20 protein-coding genes are annotated in these 15,980 nt (G+C 58.7%); all 20 read left to right on the forward strand.

Going from position 1 to position 15,980, the window contains the following annotated elements; genetic code table 11:
* Positions 1-17 precede the first annotated feature (17 nt).
* The 20 genes from rpoC to rplE all read left to right on the forward strand — a co-directional run bounded on the left by rpoC (position 18) and on the right by rplE (position 15,965).
* A complete protein-coding gene (gene rpoC / locus FIU93_RS18225; RefSeq protein WP_055654721.1) occupies positions 18-4,217 on the forward strand; it encodes a DNA-directed RNA polymerase subunit beta' in 4,200 nt (1,399 codons plus the stop codon).
* A 78-nt stretch (positions 4,218-4,295) separates the two neighbouring features.
* The gene (locus FIU93_RS18230) at positions 4,296-4,589 is read left to right on the forward strand and encodes a regulator (RefSeq protein WP_152506389.1); all 294 of its coding nucleotides are present in this window, start codon (positions 4,296-4,298) and stop codon (positions 4,587-4,589) included.
* A gap of 676 nt (positions 4,590-5,265) precedes the next feature.
* On the forward strand, positions 5,266-5,637 hold the full coding sequence (gene rpsL / locus FIU93_RS18235) for a 30S ribosomal protein S12 (RefSeq protein ID WP_006936459.1): 372 nt from the start codon (positions 5,266-5,268) through the stop codon (positions 5,635-5,637).
* Positions 5,638-5,649: 12 nt separating this feature from the next.
* A complete protein-coding gene (gene rpsG, locus FIU93_RS18240; RefSeq protein ID WP_023001588.1) occupies positions 5,650-6,120 on the forward strand; it encodes a 30S ribosomal protein S7 in 471 nt (156 codons plus the stop codon).
* A 25-nt stretch (positions 6,121-6,145) separates the two neighbouring features.
* Positions 6,146-8,221 (forward strand): elongation factor G, encoded by a 2,076-nt coding sequence (gene fusA / locus FIU93_RS18245; RefSeq protein WP_023001589.1) that lies wholly within the window; start codon positions 6,146-6,148, stop codon positions 8,219-8,221.
* Between the two features lie 47 nt (positions 8,222-8,268).
* Positions 8,269-9,459, forward strand: coding sequence for an elongation factor Tu (gene tuf / locus FIU93_RS18250; protein WP_006936456.1), 1,191 nt, complete (start codon positions 8,269-8,271; stop codon positions 9,457-9,459).
* Positions 9,460-9,532: 73 nt separating this feature from the next.
* Positions 9,533-9,841: a 30S ribosomal protein S10 gene (rpsJ, locus tag FIU93_RS18255; protein WP_006936455.1), complete on the forward strand. Its 309-nt coding sequence runs from the start codon at positions 9,533-9,535 to the stop codon at positions 9,839-9,841.
* Between the two features lie 23 nt (positions 9,842-9,864).
* Positions 9,865-10,575: a 50S ribosomal protein L3 gene (rplC, locus tag FIU93_RS18260; RefSeq protein WP_031268311.1), complete on the forward strand. Its 711-nt coding sequence runs from the start codon at positions 9,865-9,867 to the stop codon at positions 10,573-10,575.
* The gene (gene rplD / locus FIU93_RS18265) at positions 10,575-11,195 is read left to right on the forward strand and encodes a 50S ribosomal protein L4 (protein ID WP_055654717.1); all 621 of its coding nucleotides are present in this window, start codon (positions 10,575-10,577) and stop codon (positions 11,193-11,195) included. Before rplC ends, rplD begins: the two co-directional genes overlap by 1 nt.
* Positions 11,192-11,485: a 50S ribosomal protein L23 gene (locus FIU93_RS18270; protein ID WP_006936452.1), complete on the forward strand. Its 294-nt coding sequence runs from the start codon at positions 11,192-11,194 to the stop codon at positions 11,483-11,485. Before rplD ends, FIU93_RS18270 begins: the two co-directional genes overlap by 4 nt.
* Positions 11,486-11,503: 18 nt before the next feature.
* The gene (gene rplB, locus FIU93_RS18275; RefSeq protein WP_055654715.1) at positions 11,504-12,334 is read left to right on the forward strand and encodes a 50S ribosomal protein L2; all 831 of its coding nucleotides are present in this window, start codon (positions 11,504-11,506) and stop codon (positions 12,332-12,334) included.
* 12 nt (positions 12,335-12,346) lie between these two features.
* Positions 12,347-12,625 (forward strand): 30S ribosomal protein S19, encoded by a 279-nt coding sequence (gene rpsS / locus FIU93_RS18280; RefSeq protein WP_022998243.1) that lies wholly within the window; start codon positions 12,347-12,349, stop codon positions 12,623-12,625.
* A 2-nt stretch (positions 12,626-12,627) separates the two neighbouring features.
* The gene (gene rplV, locus FIU93_RS18285; RefSeq protein WP_006936449.1) at positions 12,628-13,008 is read left to right on the forward strand and encodes a 50S ribosomal protein L22; all 381 of its coding nucleotides are present in this window, start codon (positions 12,628-12,630) and stop codon (positions 13,006-13,008) included.
* Positions 13,008-13,736, forward strand: coding sequence for a 30S ribosomal protein S3 (gene rpsC / locus FIU93_RS18290; protein ID WP_006936448.1), 729 nt, complete (start codon positions 13,008-13,010; stop codon positions 13,734-13,736). Before rplV ends, rpsC begins: the two co-directional genes overlap by 1 nt.
* A gap of 47 nt (positions 13,737-13,783) precedes the next feature.
* On the forward strand, positions 13,784-14,197 hold the full coding sequence (gene rplP / locus FIU93_RS18295) for a 50S ribosomal protein L16 (RefSeq protein WP_022998244.1): 414 nt from the start codon (positions 13,784-13,786) through the stop codon (positions 14,195-14,197).
* A gap of 21 nt (positions 14,198-14,218) precedes the next feature.
* Entirely contained in the window at positions 14,219-14,419 is a 201-nt protein-coding gene (rpmC, locus tag FIU93_RS18300; RefSeq protein WP_006936445.1) for a 50S ribosomal protein L29, read from the forward strand.
* A 10-nt stretch (positions 14,420-14,429) separates the two neighbouring features.
* Entirely contained in the window at positions 14,430-14,660 is a 231-nt protein-coding gene (gene rpsQ, locus FIU93_RS18305; protein ID WP_022998245.1) for a 30S ribosomal protein S17, read from the forward strand.
* A gap of 69 nt (positions 14,661-14,729) precedes the next feature.
* Positions 14,730-15,098, forward strand: a complete 369-nt coding sequence (rplN, locus tag FIU93_RS18310) for a 50S ribosomal protein L14 (RefSeq protein ID WP_006936443.1) — start codon at positions 14,730-14,732, stop codon at positions 15,096-15,098.
* Entirely contained in the window at positions 15,098-15,415 is a 318-nt protein-coding gene (rplX, locus tag FIU93_RS18315; protein WP_006936441.1) for a 50S ribosomal protein L24, read from the forward strand. Before rplN ends, rplX begins: the two co-directional genes overlap by 1 nt.
* On the forward strand, positions 15,408-15,965 hold the full coding sequence (gene rplE / locus FIU93_RS18320) for a 50S ribosomal protein L5 (RefSeq protein WP_022998246.1): 558 nt from the start codon (positions 15,408-15,410) through the stop codon (positions 15,963-15,965). Before rplX ends, rplE begins: the two co-directional genes overlap by 8 nt.
* The last annotated feature ends 15 nt before the right edge of the window (positions 15,966-15,980 follow it).

The following is a 15,980-nucleotide window of genomic DNA, read 5'->3' on the forward strand; positions in this document are numbered from 1 at the left end:
ATCGAAGGAGATGGATCATGAATCATGAGGTCATGAACCTGTTCAATCAGCAGGCTCCCGCACAGACCTTCGACAATATCCGGATTTCGCTTGCGAGCCCGGAAAAGATCTTGTCCTGGTCTTTCGGCGAAATCAAAAAGCCGGAGACCATCAACTACCGTACGTTCAAGCCTGAGCGCGACGGTCTGTTCTGCGCGCGTATCTTTGGCCCGATCAAGGACTACGAATGTCTTTGCGGCAAATACAAGCGCATGAAATACAAAGGCGTCATCTGCGAAAAGTGTGGCGTTGAAGTCACCCTGTCGCGGGTTCGCCGTGAGCGCATGGGCCACATCGAACTGGCTGCGCCTGTTGCGCACATCTGGTTCCTGAAGTCCCTGCCGAGCCGTATCGGCCTTCTGCTCGACATGACGCTGAAGGATCTGGAACGCGTTCTGTATTTCGAGAACTACGTTGTTCTCGAGCCGGGCCTGACCCCGCTCAAGCAGCACCAGCTTCTGTCGGAAGAAGACTTCATCGCCGCTCAGGACGAGTATGGCGAAGATGCCTTCACCGCCATGATCGGTGCCGAGGCGATCCGCGAGATCCTAATGAGCATGGATCTGGAGCGCGAGAGCGAGAAGCTGCGTCAGGAAATCGCCGAGGCGACCACCGAACTGAAGCCGAAGAAACTTGCCAAGCGCCTGAAGGTTATCGAAGCATTCATGGAATCGGGCAACCGCCCGGAGTGGATGATCATGACCGTGGTTCCGGTTATCCCGCCGGATCTGCGCCCGCTGGTACCGCTTGACGGTGGCCGTTTCGCGACGTCCGATCTGAACGATCTCTACCGCCGCGTGATCAACCGTAACAACCGTCTGCGCCGCCTGATGGAACTGCGTGCTCCGGATATCATCATCCGGAACGAAAAGCGCATGCTTCAGGAGTCCGTTGACGCCCTGTTCGACAACGGCCGCCGCGGCCGCGTCATCACCGGCGCCAACAAGCGTCCGCTGAAGTCGCTGTCCGACATGCTGAAGGGCAAGCAGGGCCGGTTCCGTCAGAACCTGCTCGGCAAGCGCGTCGACTATTCCGGCCGTTCGGTTATTACCGTGGGTCCGGAACTGAAGCTGCACCAGTGCGGTCTGCCGAAGAAGATGGCGCTTGAGCTGTTCAAGCCGTTCATCTATTCGCGCCTCGACGCCAAGGGCTTCTCCTCGACCGTCAAGCAGGCCAAGAAGCTGGTTGAAAAGGAACGTCCGGAAGTCTGGGACATCCTCGACGAAGTCATCCGAGAGCACCCGGTTCTCCTGAACCGCGCGCCGACGCTGCACCGTCTTGGTATCCAGGCCTTCGAACCGACGCTGATCGAAGGCAAGGCCATCCAGCTGCACCCGCTCGTCTGCTCGGCCTTCAACGCCGACTTCGACGGTGACCAGATGGCTGTTCACGTACCGCTTTCGCTGGAAGCCCAGCTCGAAGCGCGTACGCTGATGATGTCGACCAACAACATTCTGCATCCGGCAAACGGTGGCCCGATCATCGTTCCTTCGCAGGATATCGTTCTGGGTCTCTACTATCTGTCCATCATGGCAGAAGGTGAGCCGGGCGAAGGCATGGTCTTCGGCAACACTGGTGAGATCCACCATGCGCTGGCCAACAAGGTCATCACGCTGCACACCAAGGTGAAGGGCCGGTATCGGTCCATCGATGCAGAAGGCAATCCGACTTCCGAAATCATCGAGACCACTCCGGGCCGCATGCTCATCGCGGAGCTTCTGCCGAAGCACCATGAAGTGCCGTTCGAGGTCTGCAACAAGCTGATGACCAAGAAGGACATCTCCAAGATGATCGACACGGTTTACCGTGCCTGCGGTCAGAAGGAGACGGTTATCTTCTGTGACCGGATCATGCAGCTTGGCTTCAAGAACGCCTGTAACGCCGGCATCTCCTTCGGCATGGACGACATGGTCATTCCGGACACCAAGCACAAGCTGGTGGCCGAAACCTCGTCGCTCGCGACCGAATACGAGCAGCAGTACAACGACGGTCTGATCACCCAGGGCGAAAAGTACAACAAGGTTGTCGATGCCTGGGCGAAATGTACCGACAAGATTGCTGACGAGATGATGGCCCGCATTAAGGCGGTCCAGATCGATGAGGAAACCGGTCGTCAGAAGCCGATGAACTCGGTCTACATGATGTCGCACTCCGGTGCTCGTGGTTCGCCACAGCAGATGAAGCAGCTGGCCGGCATGCGCGGCCTGATGGCCAAGCCGGACGGTTCCATCATCGAGAACCCGATCATCTCGAACTTCAAGGAAGGCCTGTCGGTTCTGGAGTACTTCAACTCCACCCACGGTGCCCGTAAGGGTCTGGCCGATACCGCTCTGAAGACCGCAAACTCCGGTTACCTGACCCGCCGTCTGGTGGACGTCGCCCAGGATTCCATCATCCTGGAACCGGATTGCGGATCCACGCGCGGCATCACCGTTGCTCCGATCGTCGATGCCGGTAACGTCATCGCTTCGCTCGGCATGCGCGTTCTGGGCCGTACGACTGCGGAAGATGTCTACAACAACCAGACCGGCGAACTGCTTGTCCCCAAGGGCACGCTGATCGATGAGAAGGATGTTGATGCCATCGAGGCTGCCAAGGTTCAGCAGATCAAGATCCGCTCGGTTCTTACCTGTGAAACCGAAACCGGCGTCTGCGCGACCTGTTATGGTCGTGACCTTGCTCGCGGTACGCCCGTGAACATGGGTGAAGCTGTCGGCGTCATCGCCGCACAGTCGATCGGTGAGCCTGGCACGCAGCTGACCATGCGTACCTTCCACATTGGCGGTACCGCACAGGTTGTCGACAGCTCGTTCATCGAGTCCAACGTCGATGGCACGATCAAGATCCGGAACCGTTCGGTCAATCGCGACAGCGACGGCAACCTGATTGCCATGGTTCGCAACATGTCCATCGTTGTCATCGACAGCGACGGCAACGAGCGTGCCGTGCATCGTGTGGCCTACGGTTCCAAGCTGCATGTCGATGAAGGCGATGCGGTCAAGCGCGGTCAGCGGATTGCCGAATGGGATCCGTATACCCGTCCGATGCTTGCTGAAGTCGATGGTATCGTGGACTTCGAGGATCTGGTCGATGGTGCGTCCGTTCAGGAAACGGCCGACGAAGCGACCGGCATCACCAAGCGTGTCGTCATTGACTGGCGTTCTTCGCAGCGTGGTCAGGATCTCAAGCCGGCTATCGTCGTCAAGGACGAAAAAGGCAGCATTTCCAAGACCGATCGCGGCTCCGATGCCCGTCTGATGCTTTCCGTTGACGCGGTTCTGTCCGTTCAGCCGGGAGCTTCGGTCAAGGCTGGTGACGTTCTGGCCCGTATTCCGCTGGAAAGCGCCAAGACCAAGGACATCACCGGTGGTCTGCCGCGTGTTGCGGAACTGTTCGAGGCTCGCCGTCCGAAGGATCATGCGATCATCGCCGAAATCGATGGTACGATCCGCTTCGGTCGCGATTACAAGAACAAGCGTCGCGTCATCATCGAGCCGGCGGAAGAAGGTGTCGAGCCCGTCGAATACCTTATCCCGAAGGGCAAGCACTTCCATCTTCAGGAAGGCGATGCCATTGAAAAGGGTGAGTACATCCTCGACGGCAACCCGGCTCCGCACGACATCCTGGCAGTTAAAGGCGTAGAGGCCCTTGCGGCTTACCTCGTCAACGAGATCCAGGAAGTCTACCGCCTGCAGGGCGTGACCATCAACGACAAGCACATTGAAGTGATTGTCCGCCAGATGCTGCAGAAGGTCGAGATCACCGATCCGGGCGATACGGAGTTCTTCTCCGGCGAACAGATCGACAAGATCGACTTCGAGGAAGCCAACCGCCGGGCGATCGACAATGCACGCGATCCTGCCAAGGGGGTGCCGGTTCTGCTCGGCATCACCAAGGCATCGCTGCAGACGCGCTCGTTCTTCTCCGCCGCCTCCTTCCAGGAGACGACCCGCGTCCTTACCGATGCGGCTGTCAACGGCAAGACCGACCCGCTGGTCGGCCTCAAGGAGAACGTCATCGTCGGTCGCCTGATCCCGGCCGGTACCGGTGGGGTGATGAAGCGGATTCGTCAGATCGCGACGCATCGCGACGACCTGATCCAGGAAGCTCAACGTCAGCAGTCTTCGGACAGTGCAGCGGAAGGCCTTCTGGAAGATATGACCGGTGCAGCCGAGTAATCGGTTTCCCGTCGAACTGTCGAAAGGCCGCCCTCGGGCGGCCTTTCTTGTATAATGAGGCAAAAGAGGCCTGATGATATGAACGACAATGAACTTGAACTGGAACCGGTGGTCTACATCGTCATTGGCAGGGTCTGGGAAAACGAAGACGCTTCGCCGGATGACGCCATCACCATTCACGCGCTGCTGACAGCGCCGGATGACGACGACGCGGTTCGCAAGACACTTGAATCTCTCTCTGCTCAGGGTTTTGCGGAAGCCGAGCTCGACCAGATCGGCGTGATGGATGGCGAACCGGATGATCCGGTTTACGAAGGGGCTTACCAGGATGCGCTTGCCGGAAACGTTGCGATCGTGACTTTCACGGCCTGAGGAGGCTGGAAGAACACTCGCTCGCAAATACCTGCCGTGCATCAGGCGCATATCGGCGGGTGAGGGGCTATGGCCGGCGAATCCGGAATGCGCTTGTGGCGGGTCCGTCTGGAATCGGTCCCATGAATCAAGGGCCTGCGTTGCCCGATGACCTGGCAAACACCACCGATCTGACCTGATTTGAGTCATTCCGGTTAGACTTGATTCAGAATTCCGCCGGAATGCGGAATCTGCCAGCGAAATAAAATTACCGAAAAGGCGCTGAAAACTATCGTTTGGCGCTGTTAAGTAGCGGAAATCGTGTCGGAAATTCAGATGGCGAAACAGTAACCCGCACAAACGCTGTTTTTTCGACAAAGCACTTGACGCAATGGGTGCATATGAGTAGTTTCCGCGCATCCCAAGGGCAGGCGGTAAGTGCGAACCCGTCCAGCGCCACCAAGGCGCAGGACCCAGTCCTCTTAAACGCTGCCGGGTTATATAGGCGAATACGCGTCGATTGCATGACCGCGGGGTAACTCGTGGTCCTCTGGTTTTTCGCAGCGCCGGCCGCTCTTCATTGAGCGCGCGGGCGCGATTTTGCATGTCTTCACGGCTCAAACCGAGGAGGGGTCAAGGTCAGCGGGGGACTGCAGTTGCATACGAATTTTTGGATGGACAAGGTAAAGGGCAAAGAATGCCGACCATCAACCAGTTGATCCGCAAGCCGCGGAAAGATCCGCCGAAGCGGAACAAGGTGCCGGCCATGGAGGCCTGCCCCCAGAAGCGTGGTGTTTGCACCCGCGTTTACACGACGACGCCGAAGAAGCCGAACTCGGCTCTGCGTAAGGTGGCGAAAATCCGCCTGACCAACGGCTTCGAAGTCATTGGCTACATCCCGGGTGAAGGTCACAACCTTCAGGAACACTCGGTGGTTATGATCCGCGGCGGTCGCGTAAAGGACTTGCCGGGTGTGCGCTACCACATCATCCGTGGTGTGCTCGATACCCAGGGCGTCAAGGATCGTAAGCAGCGCCGTTCGAAGTACGGCGCGAAGCGGCCGAAGTAAGGAGCACATCAGATGTCCCGTCGTCACCGCGCTGAAAAACGCGAAATTAACCCGGATCCGAAGTTCGGGGATATCGTCGTAACGAAGTTCATGAACTCCATCATGTACGACGGTAAGAAGTCGACTGCCGAGCGCATCGTTTACGGTGCTTTCGACGTCGTCGAAAACAAGACCCGCGAGAACCCGATCGAAGTGTTCCACGCTGCTCTTGAGAACGTTATGCCGCAAGTGGAAGTTCGCTCCCGCCGTGTTGGTGGTGCGACCTACCAGGTCCCGGTCGAGGTTCGTACCGACCGCCGTCAGGCGCTGGCTATTCGCTGGCTGATCACTGCGGCTCGCAATCGTAACGAAACCACGATGGTTGACCGTCTTTCCGGCGAGCTGCTCGACGCAGCAAACAACCGTGGTACCGCAGTCAAGAAGCGCGAAGACACGCACCGGATGGCAGACGCCAACCGCGCATTCTCGCACTATCGCTGGTAATTTGTGACTTCGAAGGGCTGACGCAATGGCGCGCACGCATAAAATCGAGGACTACCGCAACTTCGGCATCATGGCTCACATCGATGCTGGAAAGACCACTACGACTGAGCGGATCCTCTTCTACACTGGTAAGAGCCACAAGATCGGCGAAGTTCATGACGGCGCAGCCACCATGGACTGGATGGAGCAGGAGCAGGAGCGTGGCATCACGATCACCTCTGCTGCAACCACCGCTTTCTGGAAAGAAAAGCGCCTGAACATCATCGACACCCCGGGCCACGTTGACTTCACCATTGAAGTTGAACGTTCCCTGCGCGTGCTCGACGGTGCCGTCGCCCTTCTGGATGCAAACGCTGGCGTTGAGCCGCAGACTGAAACTGTTTGGCGCCAGGCCGACAAGTATCATGTCCCGCGGATGATCTTCGTCAACAAGATGGACAAGCTGGGCGCCGATTTCGATCGCTGCGTCAAGATGATCAAGGAACGCCTCGGCGCAACTCCGCTGGTCATGCAGCTTCCGGTTGGCGCTGAAAGCGAATTCGCCGGCTGTATCGACCTTCTGGAAATGAAGGCTCTGATCTGGCAGTCCGAAAACCTTGGCGCTGCCTGGGACGTTGTCGACATTCCGGCCGATCTCGTTGATCGCGCTCAGGAAGCTCGCGATGCTCTGATCGAGACTGTTGTCGAAGTCGACGAAGCTGTCATGGAAGCTTATCTGGAAGGCGAAGAGCCCTCCATCGAGACGCTCAAGAAGCTTATCCGCAAGGGTACGATCAGCACCGAATTCGTGCCGGTCTTCTGCGGTTCCGCGTTCAAGAACAAAGGCGTTCAGCCGCTTCTCGACGCAGTTGTCGACTACCTGCCGAGCCCGGTTGAAGTTCCGGACATCAAGGGTATCGACCCGAAGACCGAAAGCGAAATCGTTCGCAAGTCTTCCGATGAAGAACCGCTCGGCCTGCTGGCGTTCAAGATCGCCAACGACCCGTTCGTTGGTTCCCTGACGTTCTGCCGCATCTATTCCGGCGTTCTGAACAAGGGCGTGTCCCTGCTGAACACCGTGAAAGACAAGCGTGAGCGCGTCGGCCGGATGATGCAGATGCACTCCAACTCCCGCGAAGACATCGATGTAGCCTATGCAGGCGATATCGTTGCTATCGCTGGTCTGAAGGACACCACGACTGGCGACACCCTGTGTGATCCGCTGAAGCCGGTGATCCTGGAGCGCATGGAATTCCCGGAGCCGGTCATCGAGATCGCTGTCGAGCCGAAGACCAAGGGCGACCAGGAAAAGATGGGCCTCGCGCTCAACCGCCTGGCTGCTGAAGATCCGTCCTTCCGCGTCAAAACCGACGAAGAATCCGGTCAGACCATCATCGCCGGCATGGGCGAGCTGCACCTGGACATCATCGTCGACCGCATGAAGCGTGAGTTCAAGGTCGAGGCCAACATCGGTGCGCCGCAGGTGGCTTACCGCGAAACCATCACCAAGGTTTCTGAAGTGGATTACACCCACAAGAAGCAGTCTGGTGGTTCCGGTCAGTTCGCTCGCGTCAAGCTTGTCATCGAGCCGGCCGAGCCGAACGAAGGCTATGTCTTCGAAAGCAAGATCGTCGGCGGGTCCATTCCGAAGGAATACATCCCGGGCGTTACCAAAGGTATCGAAAGCGTCATGTCTTCCGGTCCGCTGGCAGGCTTCCCGATGCTCGATATCAAGGCAACCCTGATCGATGGTGCCTACCACGACGTTGACTCCTCGGTTCTCGCCTTCGAAATCGCCGGCCGTGCCGGTTTCCGCGAAGGTATTGCCAAGGCCGGCCCGAAACTGCTCGAGCCGATCATGAAGGTCGAGGTTGTTACACCGGAAGACTACATGGGTGACGTGATTGGTGACCTGAACTCCCGCCGCGGCCAGATCGCCGGCACGGAGAACCGGGGCGTCGTTACTGTCATCACCGCAATGGTCCCGCTGGCCAACATGTTTGGCTACGTGAACAACCTGCGTTCCATGTCTCAGGGCCGCGCACAGTACTCGATGGTGTTCGATCACTACGAGCAGGTGCCGCAGGCTGTCGCCGAAGAGGTTCAGGCGAAATACGCCTGAGCCCATCCTCTTAACGTCAAGAAGAACTAGAGAAACGGAGTAATCCGATGGCGAAAGAAAAATTTGAGCGCAACAAGCCGCACGTTAACATTGGCACGATTGGCCACGTTGACCACGGCAAGACGACGCTGACCGCAGCAATCACCATGACGCTGGCTGAAACCGGCGGTGCGACTGCAAAAGCTTACGACGAAATCGACGGCGCGCCTGAAGAAAAGGCTCGCGGCATCACCATCTCCACGGCCCACGTTGAGTATGAGACGGAAAACCGTCACTACGCACACGTCGACTGCCCTGGTCACGCCGACTACGTGAAGAACATGATCACCGGTGCAGCGCAGATGGACGGCGCGATCCTGGTCTGTTCTGCCGCTGACGGCCCGATGCCGCAGACCCGTGAACACATCCTCCTGGCTCGCCAGGTCGGTGTTCCGGCTCTGGTCGTGTTCATGAACAAGGTTGACCAGGTCGACGACGAAGAGCTTCTCGAGCTCGTCGAAATGGAAATCCGCGAACTGCTGTCTTCCTACGAATTCCCGGGCGACGACATTCCGATCGTCAAGGGTTCTGCACTGGCAGCCGTTGAAAACCGCGATCCGGCCATTGGCCGCGATGCGATCCGTGAGCTGATGGCTCAGGTCGACGCGTACATCCCGACCCCGGAGCGTCCGAAGGACCTTCCGTTCCTGATGCCGATCGAAGACGTCTTCTCGATCTCCGGCCGTGGTACGGTTGTGACCGGTCGTGTTGAGCGCGGCATCGTGAAGGTTGGCGAAGAAGTCGAAATCGTCGGCATCAAGGACACGCAGAAGACCACCGTCACCGGCGTTGAAATGTTCCGCAAGCTGCTGGACAGCGGCGAAGCAGGCGACAACATCGGCGCGCTGATCCGCGGTATCGCTCGTGAAGACGTTGAGCGCGGCCAGGTTCTTTGCAAGCCGGGTACTGTTACCCCGCACACGAAGTTCAAGGCCGAGGCTTACATCCTCACCAAGGAAGAAGGTGGTCGTCACACCCCGTTCTTCACCAACTACCGCCCGCAGTTCTACTTCCGTACGACGGACGTGACCGGTGTGGTGTCCCTGCCGGAAGGCACGGAAATGGTGATGCCGGGCGACAACGTCTCCGTCGAGGTTGAGCTGATCGTGCCGATCGCCATGGAAGAAGGCCTGCGCTTCGCTATCCGCGAAGGTGGCCGTACCGTCGGCGCTGGCGTCGTCGCATCCATCATCGAATAATCGACAGCCGGGCCTGCCGGTGACTTTCAAGTGAAACGCGGGCAGGCCCGCAGTCTTATTGGGAACAACAACAATGAACGGTCAGAATATCCGGATCCGCCTGAAGGCGTTTGACCACCGTATTCTCGACGCCTCCACCAAGGAGATCGTCAATACGGCCAAGCGGACCGGTGCTCAGGTACGGGGTCCCGTGCCGCTGCCGACGCGGATCGAGAAGTACACGGTGCTTCGCGGGCCGCATATCGATAAGAAAAGCCGCGATCAGTTCGAGATGCGTACGCATAAACGCCTTCTCGATATCGTTGATCCGACGCCCCAGACGGTGGACGCGCTCATGAAGCTCGACCTCGCCGCTGGTGTCGACGTCGAGATCAAGCTCTAAGCCGGGTCGAAGGGGACACATCCATGCGTTCTGGAGTGATCGCTCAGAAAGTGGGCATGACCCGCATCTATAACGATGCAGGCGAGCATGTTCCGGTCACCGTTCTGCGGCTGGAAAATTGCCAGGTGGTTGCCCACCGCACTGACGAAAAAAATGGTTACACTGCGCTGCAGCTCGGTGCAGGTACCCGTAAAGTAAAGAATACGCCGAAGGCACTGCGTGGCCACTTTGCTGTTGCAAAGGTTGAGCCGAAGCGGACCGTGGCCGAATTCCGCGTTTCCGCGGAAAACCTGATCGACGTTGGCGCGGAACTGACCGCTGACCACTACGTCGAAGGCCAGTTTGTCGACGTGACCGGCACTTCTATCGGTAAGGGTTTTGCCGGTGCCATGAAGCGTCACAACTTCGGTGGTGGCCGTGCATCGCACGGTAACTCGATCTCGCACCGTTCGCACGGTTCTACCGGTCAGTGTCAGGACCCGGGCCGCGTGTTCAAGGGCAAGAAAATGGCCGGTCACATGGGTGATGCCCGCGTGACCACGCAGAACCTGAAGGTTGTGCGCACTGATGTTGAGCGTGGCCTGATCATGGTCGAGGGCTCTGTTCCGGGCGCCAAGGGCGGCTGGATCCTGGTCCGCGACGCGATCAAAAAGGCGCTGCCGGAAAACGTTCCGGTTCCGGGTGCTTTCAAAGCAACCGAAGCGACTGCGGCCGCCGGGAAGGAGAGTGAGTGATGGAACTCCAGGTCAAGACCCTCGAAGGTGGGGCGGCCGGTTCGATCACGGTGTCTGACGAGATCTTCGGTCTCGAGCCGCGCACCGATTTGATCCACCGTGTGGTGCGTTGGCAGCTGGCCAAGCGCCAGGCAGGTACCCACAAGGCACTGGGCCGTTCGGAAGTTTCCGGCACGACGAAGAAATTCGTCCGTCAGAAAGGTTCCGGCGGTGCACGTCACGGCAACAAGAAGGCCCCGCAGTTCCGCGGTGGTGGTAAGGCATTCGGCCCGATCGTTCGCGATCACAGCCATGACCTGCCGAAGAAGGTTCGCGCCCTCGGCCTGAAGCATGCTCTGTCGGCGAAAGCCAAGACAGACAGCATCGTTATTGTCGAAGACGCGAAGGCAGCCGAAGCAAAGACCAAGGCACTCAAGGCACAGCTGACCAAGCTCGGCCTGACCAGCGCCCTGATCATTGACGGCGCCGAGGTCGATGCAAACTTCGCTCTGGCATCCCGCAACATTCCGCATCTGGATGTGCTGCCGGTTCAGGGCATCAACGTTTACGACATCCTGCGTGCCAACACCCTGGTGTTGACGAAGGCTGCGGTGTCCGCACTTGAGGAGCGCTTTAAATGAGCAAACTTCCTCACTACGACAAAATCGTCGGCCCGGTAATCACCGAAAAGTCGACGATGGCTTCCGAAGAGAACAAGGTTGTCTTCAAAGTTGCTAACGATGCAACGAAGCCGGAAATCAAGGCCGCAGTCGAAGCGCTGTTCGGTGTAAAGGTCACGGCAGTGAACACCTTGGTCCGCAAGGGCAAGGTCAAGCGCTTCCGCGGTCGCATCGGCCGTCAGTCCGACTACAAGAAGGCCGTCGTTACGCTGCAGGAAGGTCACGCAATCGACGTGACCACCGGGCTCTAAGACGGGGACTTAAGAAAAATGGCACTTAAGACATTCAACCCGACGTCCCCAGGCCGCCGTCAGCTGGTTCAAGTTGATCGCTCTGGTCTGTGGAAAGGCAAGCCGGTCAAGACCCTGACCGAAGGCCTGTCCAAGTCCGGTGGCCGCAACAACGCCGGCCGCCTGACGTCTCCGAACCGCGGTGGCGGTCACAAGCGGTCTTACCGTCTTGTCGACTTCAAGCGCCGTAAATGGGACGTTCCGGCAACGGTCGAGCGCCTTGAATACGATCCGAACCGGACCGCATTCATTGCACTCATCCGTTACGAAGACGGTGAACTGAGCTACATCCTGGCGCCGCAGCGCCTGGCTGCTGGCGATACCGTCATCGCCGGTGAATCCGTCGACGTGAAACCGGGCAATGCCGCGCCGCTGGCTCGCATTCCGGTTGGTACGATCGTGCACAATGTCGAGCTGAAGCCGGGCAAAGGCGCCCAGATCGCTCGTTCGGCAGGTGCGTTCGTTCAGATCGTCGGCCGCGACCAGGGCTACACCACGCTGCGCCTGATGTCTGGCGAGCAGCGCCGTGTGCTCGGAACCTGCATGGCTTCCATTGGCGCCGTGTCCAACCCGGACCACGCCAACGTTAACCTGGGTAAAGCAGGCCGTTCCCGCTGGCTTGGCATTCGTCCGCATACTCGCGGTGTTGCCATGAACCCGATCGACCACCCGCACGGTGGTGGTGAAGGCAGGACCTCCGGCGGTCGTCATCCGGTTACTCCTTGGGGTAAACCGACCAAAGGTAAGCGTACGCGGCGCAATAAGCAGACTGATAAGTTTATCGTCCGCAGCCGTCACGCGAAGAAGTAAAGGGCAAGGATCGTGGCACGTTCGATCTGGAAAGGTCCGTTTGTCGACGGGTATCTGCTGAAGAAAGCGGACAAGGTCCGTGAGTCCGGCCGGAACGAGGTCATCAAGACCTGGAGCCGCCGCTCTACCATCCTGCCGCAGTTCGTCGGTTTGACCTTCGGCGTCTATAACGGTCAAAAGCACGTTCCGGTGCTGGTGTCTGAGGAAATGATCGGTCACAAGTTCGGTGAGTTCTCGCCGAGCCGGACCTATTATGGACACGGCGCCGACAAGAAGGCGAAGAGGAAGTAACGATGGGCAAGCCGAAGCGTGAGCGGACGCTCGCTGACAATGAGGCCCGGGCAATGACCCGCATGCTGCGCGTTTCCCCGCGCAAGCTGAACCTCGTTGCGGCTTCGATCCGTGGCAAAAAAGTCGGTTCCGCGATCGCGGACCTGACATTCTCCCGCAAGCGCATTGCGCAGGACGTCAAGAAAACCTTGATGTCGGCCATTGCCAACGCGGAAAACAACCATGACCTGGACATCGACAACCTGGTGGTTGCTGAAGCACATGTCGGCAAGGCATTTGTGATCAAGCGGTTCCAGGCCCGTGCACGCGGTCGTGTTGGCCGGATCGAGAAGCCGTTCTCGAACCTGACCATCGTCGTGCGCGAAGTTGAGGAGACTGCCTGATGGGACATAAGACAAACCCGATCGGCATGCGCCTCGGGATCAACCGCACCTGGGACAGCCGCTGGTACGCGAACAAGAACGAATACGGCGATCTTCTGCACGAAGATTTCCGCATCCGTGAGCTCCTGCTGAAGGAACTGAAGCAGGCTGCCGTGTCCAAGGTTGTTATCGAACGCCCGCACAAGAAGTGCCGCGTGTCCATTCACTCCGGTCGTCCGGGTGTGGTCATCGGTAAAAAGGGTGCCGATATCGAGCGTCTTCGCAAGAAGATCGCCGACATCACCAATTCCGAAGTGCATCTCAACATCGTTGAAGTGCGCAAGCCGGAAATCGACGCGACCCTGGTCGCCCAGTCGATTGCCCAGCAGCTGGAACGCCGCGTTGCTTTCCGTCGCGCCATGAAGCGGGCCGTTCAGTCCGCCATGCGTCTCGGTGCACAGGGCATCCGTATCAACTGCGGTGGCCGTCTCGGCGGTGCGGAAATTGCGCGTATCGAATGGTACCGCGAAGGCCGCGTCCCGCTTCACACGCTGCGTGCAGACATCGACTACGGTGTTGCAAGCGCTCACACGGCTTACGGCGTGTGCGGTGTGAAGGTCTGGATCTTCAAGGGTGAAATTCTGGAACACGATCCGATGGCGTCTGAGCGCCGTGCGACCGCTGCTTCCGAAGGCAACCAGGGTGATCGCGGCGGACGCCGGGATCGGGGCCGCGAGCGCGCAGCTTAATTCAAGCTGCCTGCCGCTCGTAACTTAAGAAAGACGAGAGAAGAACGATGCTGCAACCGAAGCGCACAAAGTTCCGCAAGCAGCACAAGGGCCGCATCCACGGCTTGTCGAAGGGAGGCACTGACCTCAACTTCGGCGCATTCGGTCTGAAGGCGATTGAGCCGGAGCGTGTTACGGCACGTCAGATCGAAGCGGCCCGCCGTGCTATGACCCGCCACATGAAGCGTGCGGGTCGTGTTTGGATCCGCATCTTCCCGGACGTCCCGGTTTCCTCGAAACCTGCTGAAGTCCGCATGGGTAAAGGTAAGGGTTCTCCGGATTACTGGGCTTGCCGTGTCAAGCCAGGCCGGATCATGTTCGAAATCGACGGTGTGCCGGAAGACATTGCGCGTGAAGCCATGCGTCTTGCTGCAGCCAAACTGCCGATCAAGTGCCGCTTCGTTCAGCGTATCGGCGAGTAGGGCAGGCGAGGAGTTAGAGCCATGAAGGCTACCGATGTACGGGCTAAGACCCTCGACGAGCTCCGCAGTGAGCTTGAAGGCCTGAAGAAAGAGCAGTTCAACCTGCGCTTCCAGCGGGCTACGGGTCAGCTTGAAAACACTGCGCGTGTCCGGCAGATCCGCCGTGATATCGCGCGTATCCAGACGATCATGCGCGAAAAGCGCGTGTCGGCGAACGCGTAAGGAGACGGCCATGCCGAAGCGTATCCTGCAGGGCACCGTTGTCAGCGACGCCAATGACAAGACGGTGACGGTGAATGTGGAGCGCCGCTTCACGCACCCGCTGCTGAAGAAGACTGTGCGCCGGACCAAGAAGTACCGCGCACACGACGAAACCAACCAGTACAAGGTTGGCGACATTGTTCAGATCGAAGAATGCGCGCCGATCTCTAAAAACAAACGTTGGACCGTGGTCGCTCAGTGACCGCGCTCCATTCAGTGAGCATCAGGCGCCCGTGACCCGAGCGCCATCAGAAGAACAAGGCAGCCAGTCATGATTCAGATGCAAACAAACCTCGACGTCGCGGATAATTCCGGCGCTCGTCGTGTCATGTGCATCAAAGTGCTCGGCGGCTCCAAGCGTAAATATGCCCAGGTAGGCGACATCATCGTCGTCTCCGTGAAAGAGGCAATTCCGCGGGGCCGCGTTAAGAAGGGCGACGTGATGAAGGCTGTCGTCGTGCGCACGGCAAAGGATATCCGCCGTCCCGATGGCAGCGTGATCCGGTTCGACCGCAATGCGGCCGTGCTGGTCAACAACAACAAGGAGCCGATCGGCACCCGTATCTTCGGACCGGTACCGCGTGAACTCCGTGCAAAGAACCATATGAAAATCATTTCGCTCGCGCCGGAGGTGCTCTGATGGCTGCGAAAATTAAAAAAGGCGACACGGTGGTTGTGCTGACCGGCCGTGACAAGGGTAAGTCCGGCGAAGTCATCCAGATGCTGCCGGCTGACAACAAGGCCCTGGTCCGCGGCATCAACATGGTTCGCCGCCACCAGAAGCAGACCCAGACGCAGGAAGCAGGCATCGTGGCCAAGGAAGCCCCGATTCACCTTTCCAACGTTGCACTGGCCGATCCGAAGGACGGCAAGGCGACCCGCGTCGGCTTCAAAGTGCAGGACGATGGCACCAAGGTCCGTGTGGCCAAGCGTTCGGGAGACCTGATCGATGGCTGAGACCACTAACGTGCCGCGTCTCAAGACGCATTATGACGAAGTTGTGCGCAAGCAGCTTCTGGAGAAGTTCCAGTACAAGAACGTCATGCAGGTTCCGCAGCTGGAAAAGATTGTCCTCAACGTCGGTGTCGGCGAAGCGGTCAGCGATTCCAAGAAGGCGCGTATCGCAGCTGACGACCTGGCACTGATTGCCGGTCAGAAGCCGGTGATCACCAAGGCGAAAAAGTCTATCGCAACCTTCAAGGTTCGCGAAGGCATGCCGCTTGGTGCGAAGGTTACCCTGCGCCGCCAGCAGATGTTCGAATTTCTGGACCGTCTGATCACCATCGCGCTGCCGCGCGTACGTGACTTCCGTGGTCTGAACCCGAAGAGCTTCGACGGTCGCGGCAACTACGCCATGGGCATCAAAGAACACATCGTGTTCCCGGAAATCGAGTACGACAAGGTCGACCAGATCTGGGGCATGGACGTGATCATCTGCACCACGGCGCCGAATGACGATGAAGCACGCGAGCTTCTGCGCGCGTTCAACTTCCCGTTCACGAAGTAACGGGCAAGGAAGGGA

Source organism: Labrenzia sp. THAF35 (genome assembly GCF_009363595.1).
GTDB classification, from domain to species: domain Bacteria; phylum Pseudomonadota; class Alphaproteobacteria; order Rhizobiales; family Stappiaceae; genus Roseibium; species Roseibium algicola.

What these genes read in the sequence shown, in the direction of transcription:
- rpsJ (WP_006936455.1), top strand. Translation starts at nt 9,533, where the DNA reads ATGAACGGTCAGAATATCCGGATCCGCCTGAAGGCGTTTGACCACCGT.
- rpsQ (WP_022998245.1), top strand. Translation starts at nt 14,430, where the DNA reads ATGCCGAAGCGTATCCTGCAGGGCACCGTTGTCAGCGACGCCAATGAC.
- rpsG (WP_023001588.1), top strand. Translation starts at nt 5,650, where the DNA reads ATGTCCCGTCGTCACCGCGCTGAAAAACGCGAAATTAACCCGGATCCG.
- rplV (WP_006936449.1), top strand. Translation starts at nt 12,628, where the DNA reads ATGGGCAAGCCGAAGCGTGAGCGGACGCTCGCTGACAATGAGGCCCGG.
- rpsL (WP_006936459.1), top strand. Translation starts at nt 5,266, where the DNA reads ATGCCGACCATCAACCAGTTGATCCGCAAGCCGCGGAAAGATCCGCCG.
- rpmC (WP_006936445.1), top strand. Translation starts at nt 14,219, where the DNA reads ATGAAGGCTACCGATGTACGGGCTAAGACCCTCGACGAGCTCCGCAGT.
- rplB (WP_055654715.1), top strand. Translation starts at nt 11,504, where the DNA reads ATGGCACTTAAGACATTCAACCCGACGTCCCCAGGCCGCCGTCAGCTG.
- rplN (WP_006936443.1), top strand. Translation starts at nt 14,730, where the DNA reads ATGATTCAGATGCAAACAAACCTCGACGTCGCGGATAATTCCGGCGCT.
- rpoC (WP_055654721.1), top strand. Translation starts at nt 18, where the DNA reads ATGAATCATGAGGTCATGAACCTGTTCAATCAGCAGGCTCCCGCACAG.
- rplC (WP_031268311.1), top strand. Translation starts at nt 9,865, where the DNA reads ATGCGTTCTGGAGTGATCGCTCAGAAAGTGGGCATGACCCGCATCTAT.
- FIU93_RS18270 (WP_006936452.1), top strand. Translation starts at nt 11,192, where the DNA reads ATGAGCAAACTTCCTCACTACGACAAAATCGTCGGCCCGGTAATCACC.
- rplX (WP_006936441.1), top strand. Translation starts at nt 15,098, where the DNA reads ATGGCTGCGAAAATTAAAAAAGGCGACACGGTGGTTGTGCTGACCGGC.
- fusA (WP_023001589.1), top strand. Translation starts at nt 6,146, where the DNA reads ATGGCGCGCACGCATAAAATCGAGGACTACCGCAACTTCGGCATCATG.
- rplE (WP_022998246.1), top strand. Translation starts at nt 15,408, where the DNA reads ATGGCTGAGACCACTAACGTGCCGCGTCTCAAGACGCATTATGACGAA.
- rplP (WP_022998244.1), top strand. Translation starts at nt 13,784, where the DNA reads ATGCTGCAACCGAAGCGCACAAAGTTCCGCAAGCAGCACAAGGGCCGC.
- FIU93_RS18230 (WP_152506389.1), top strand. Translation starts at nt 4,296, where the DNA reads ATGAACGACAATGAACTTGAACTGGAACCGGTGGTCTACATCGTCATT.
- rpsC (WP_006936448.1), top strand. Translation starts at nt 13,008, where the DNA reads ATGGGACATAAGACAAACCCGATCGGCATGCGCCTCGGGATCAACCGC.
- tuf (WP_006936456.1), top strand. Translation starts at nt 8,269, where the DNA reads ATGGCGAAAGAAAAATTTGAGCGCAACAAGCCGCACGTTAACATTGGC.
- rplD (WP_055654717.1), top strand. Translation starts at nt 10,575, where the DNA reads ATGGAACTCCAGGTCAAGACCCTCGAAGGTGGGGCGGCCGGTTCGATC.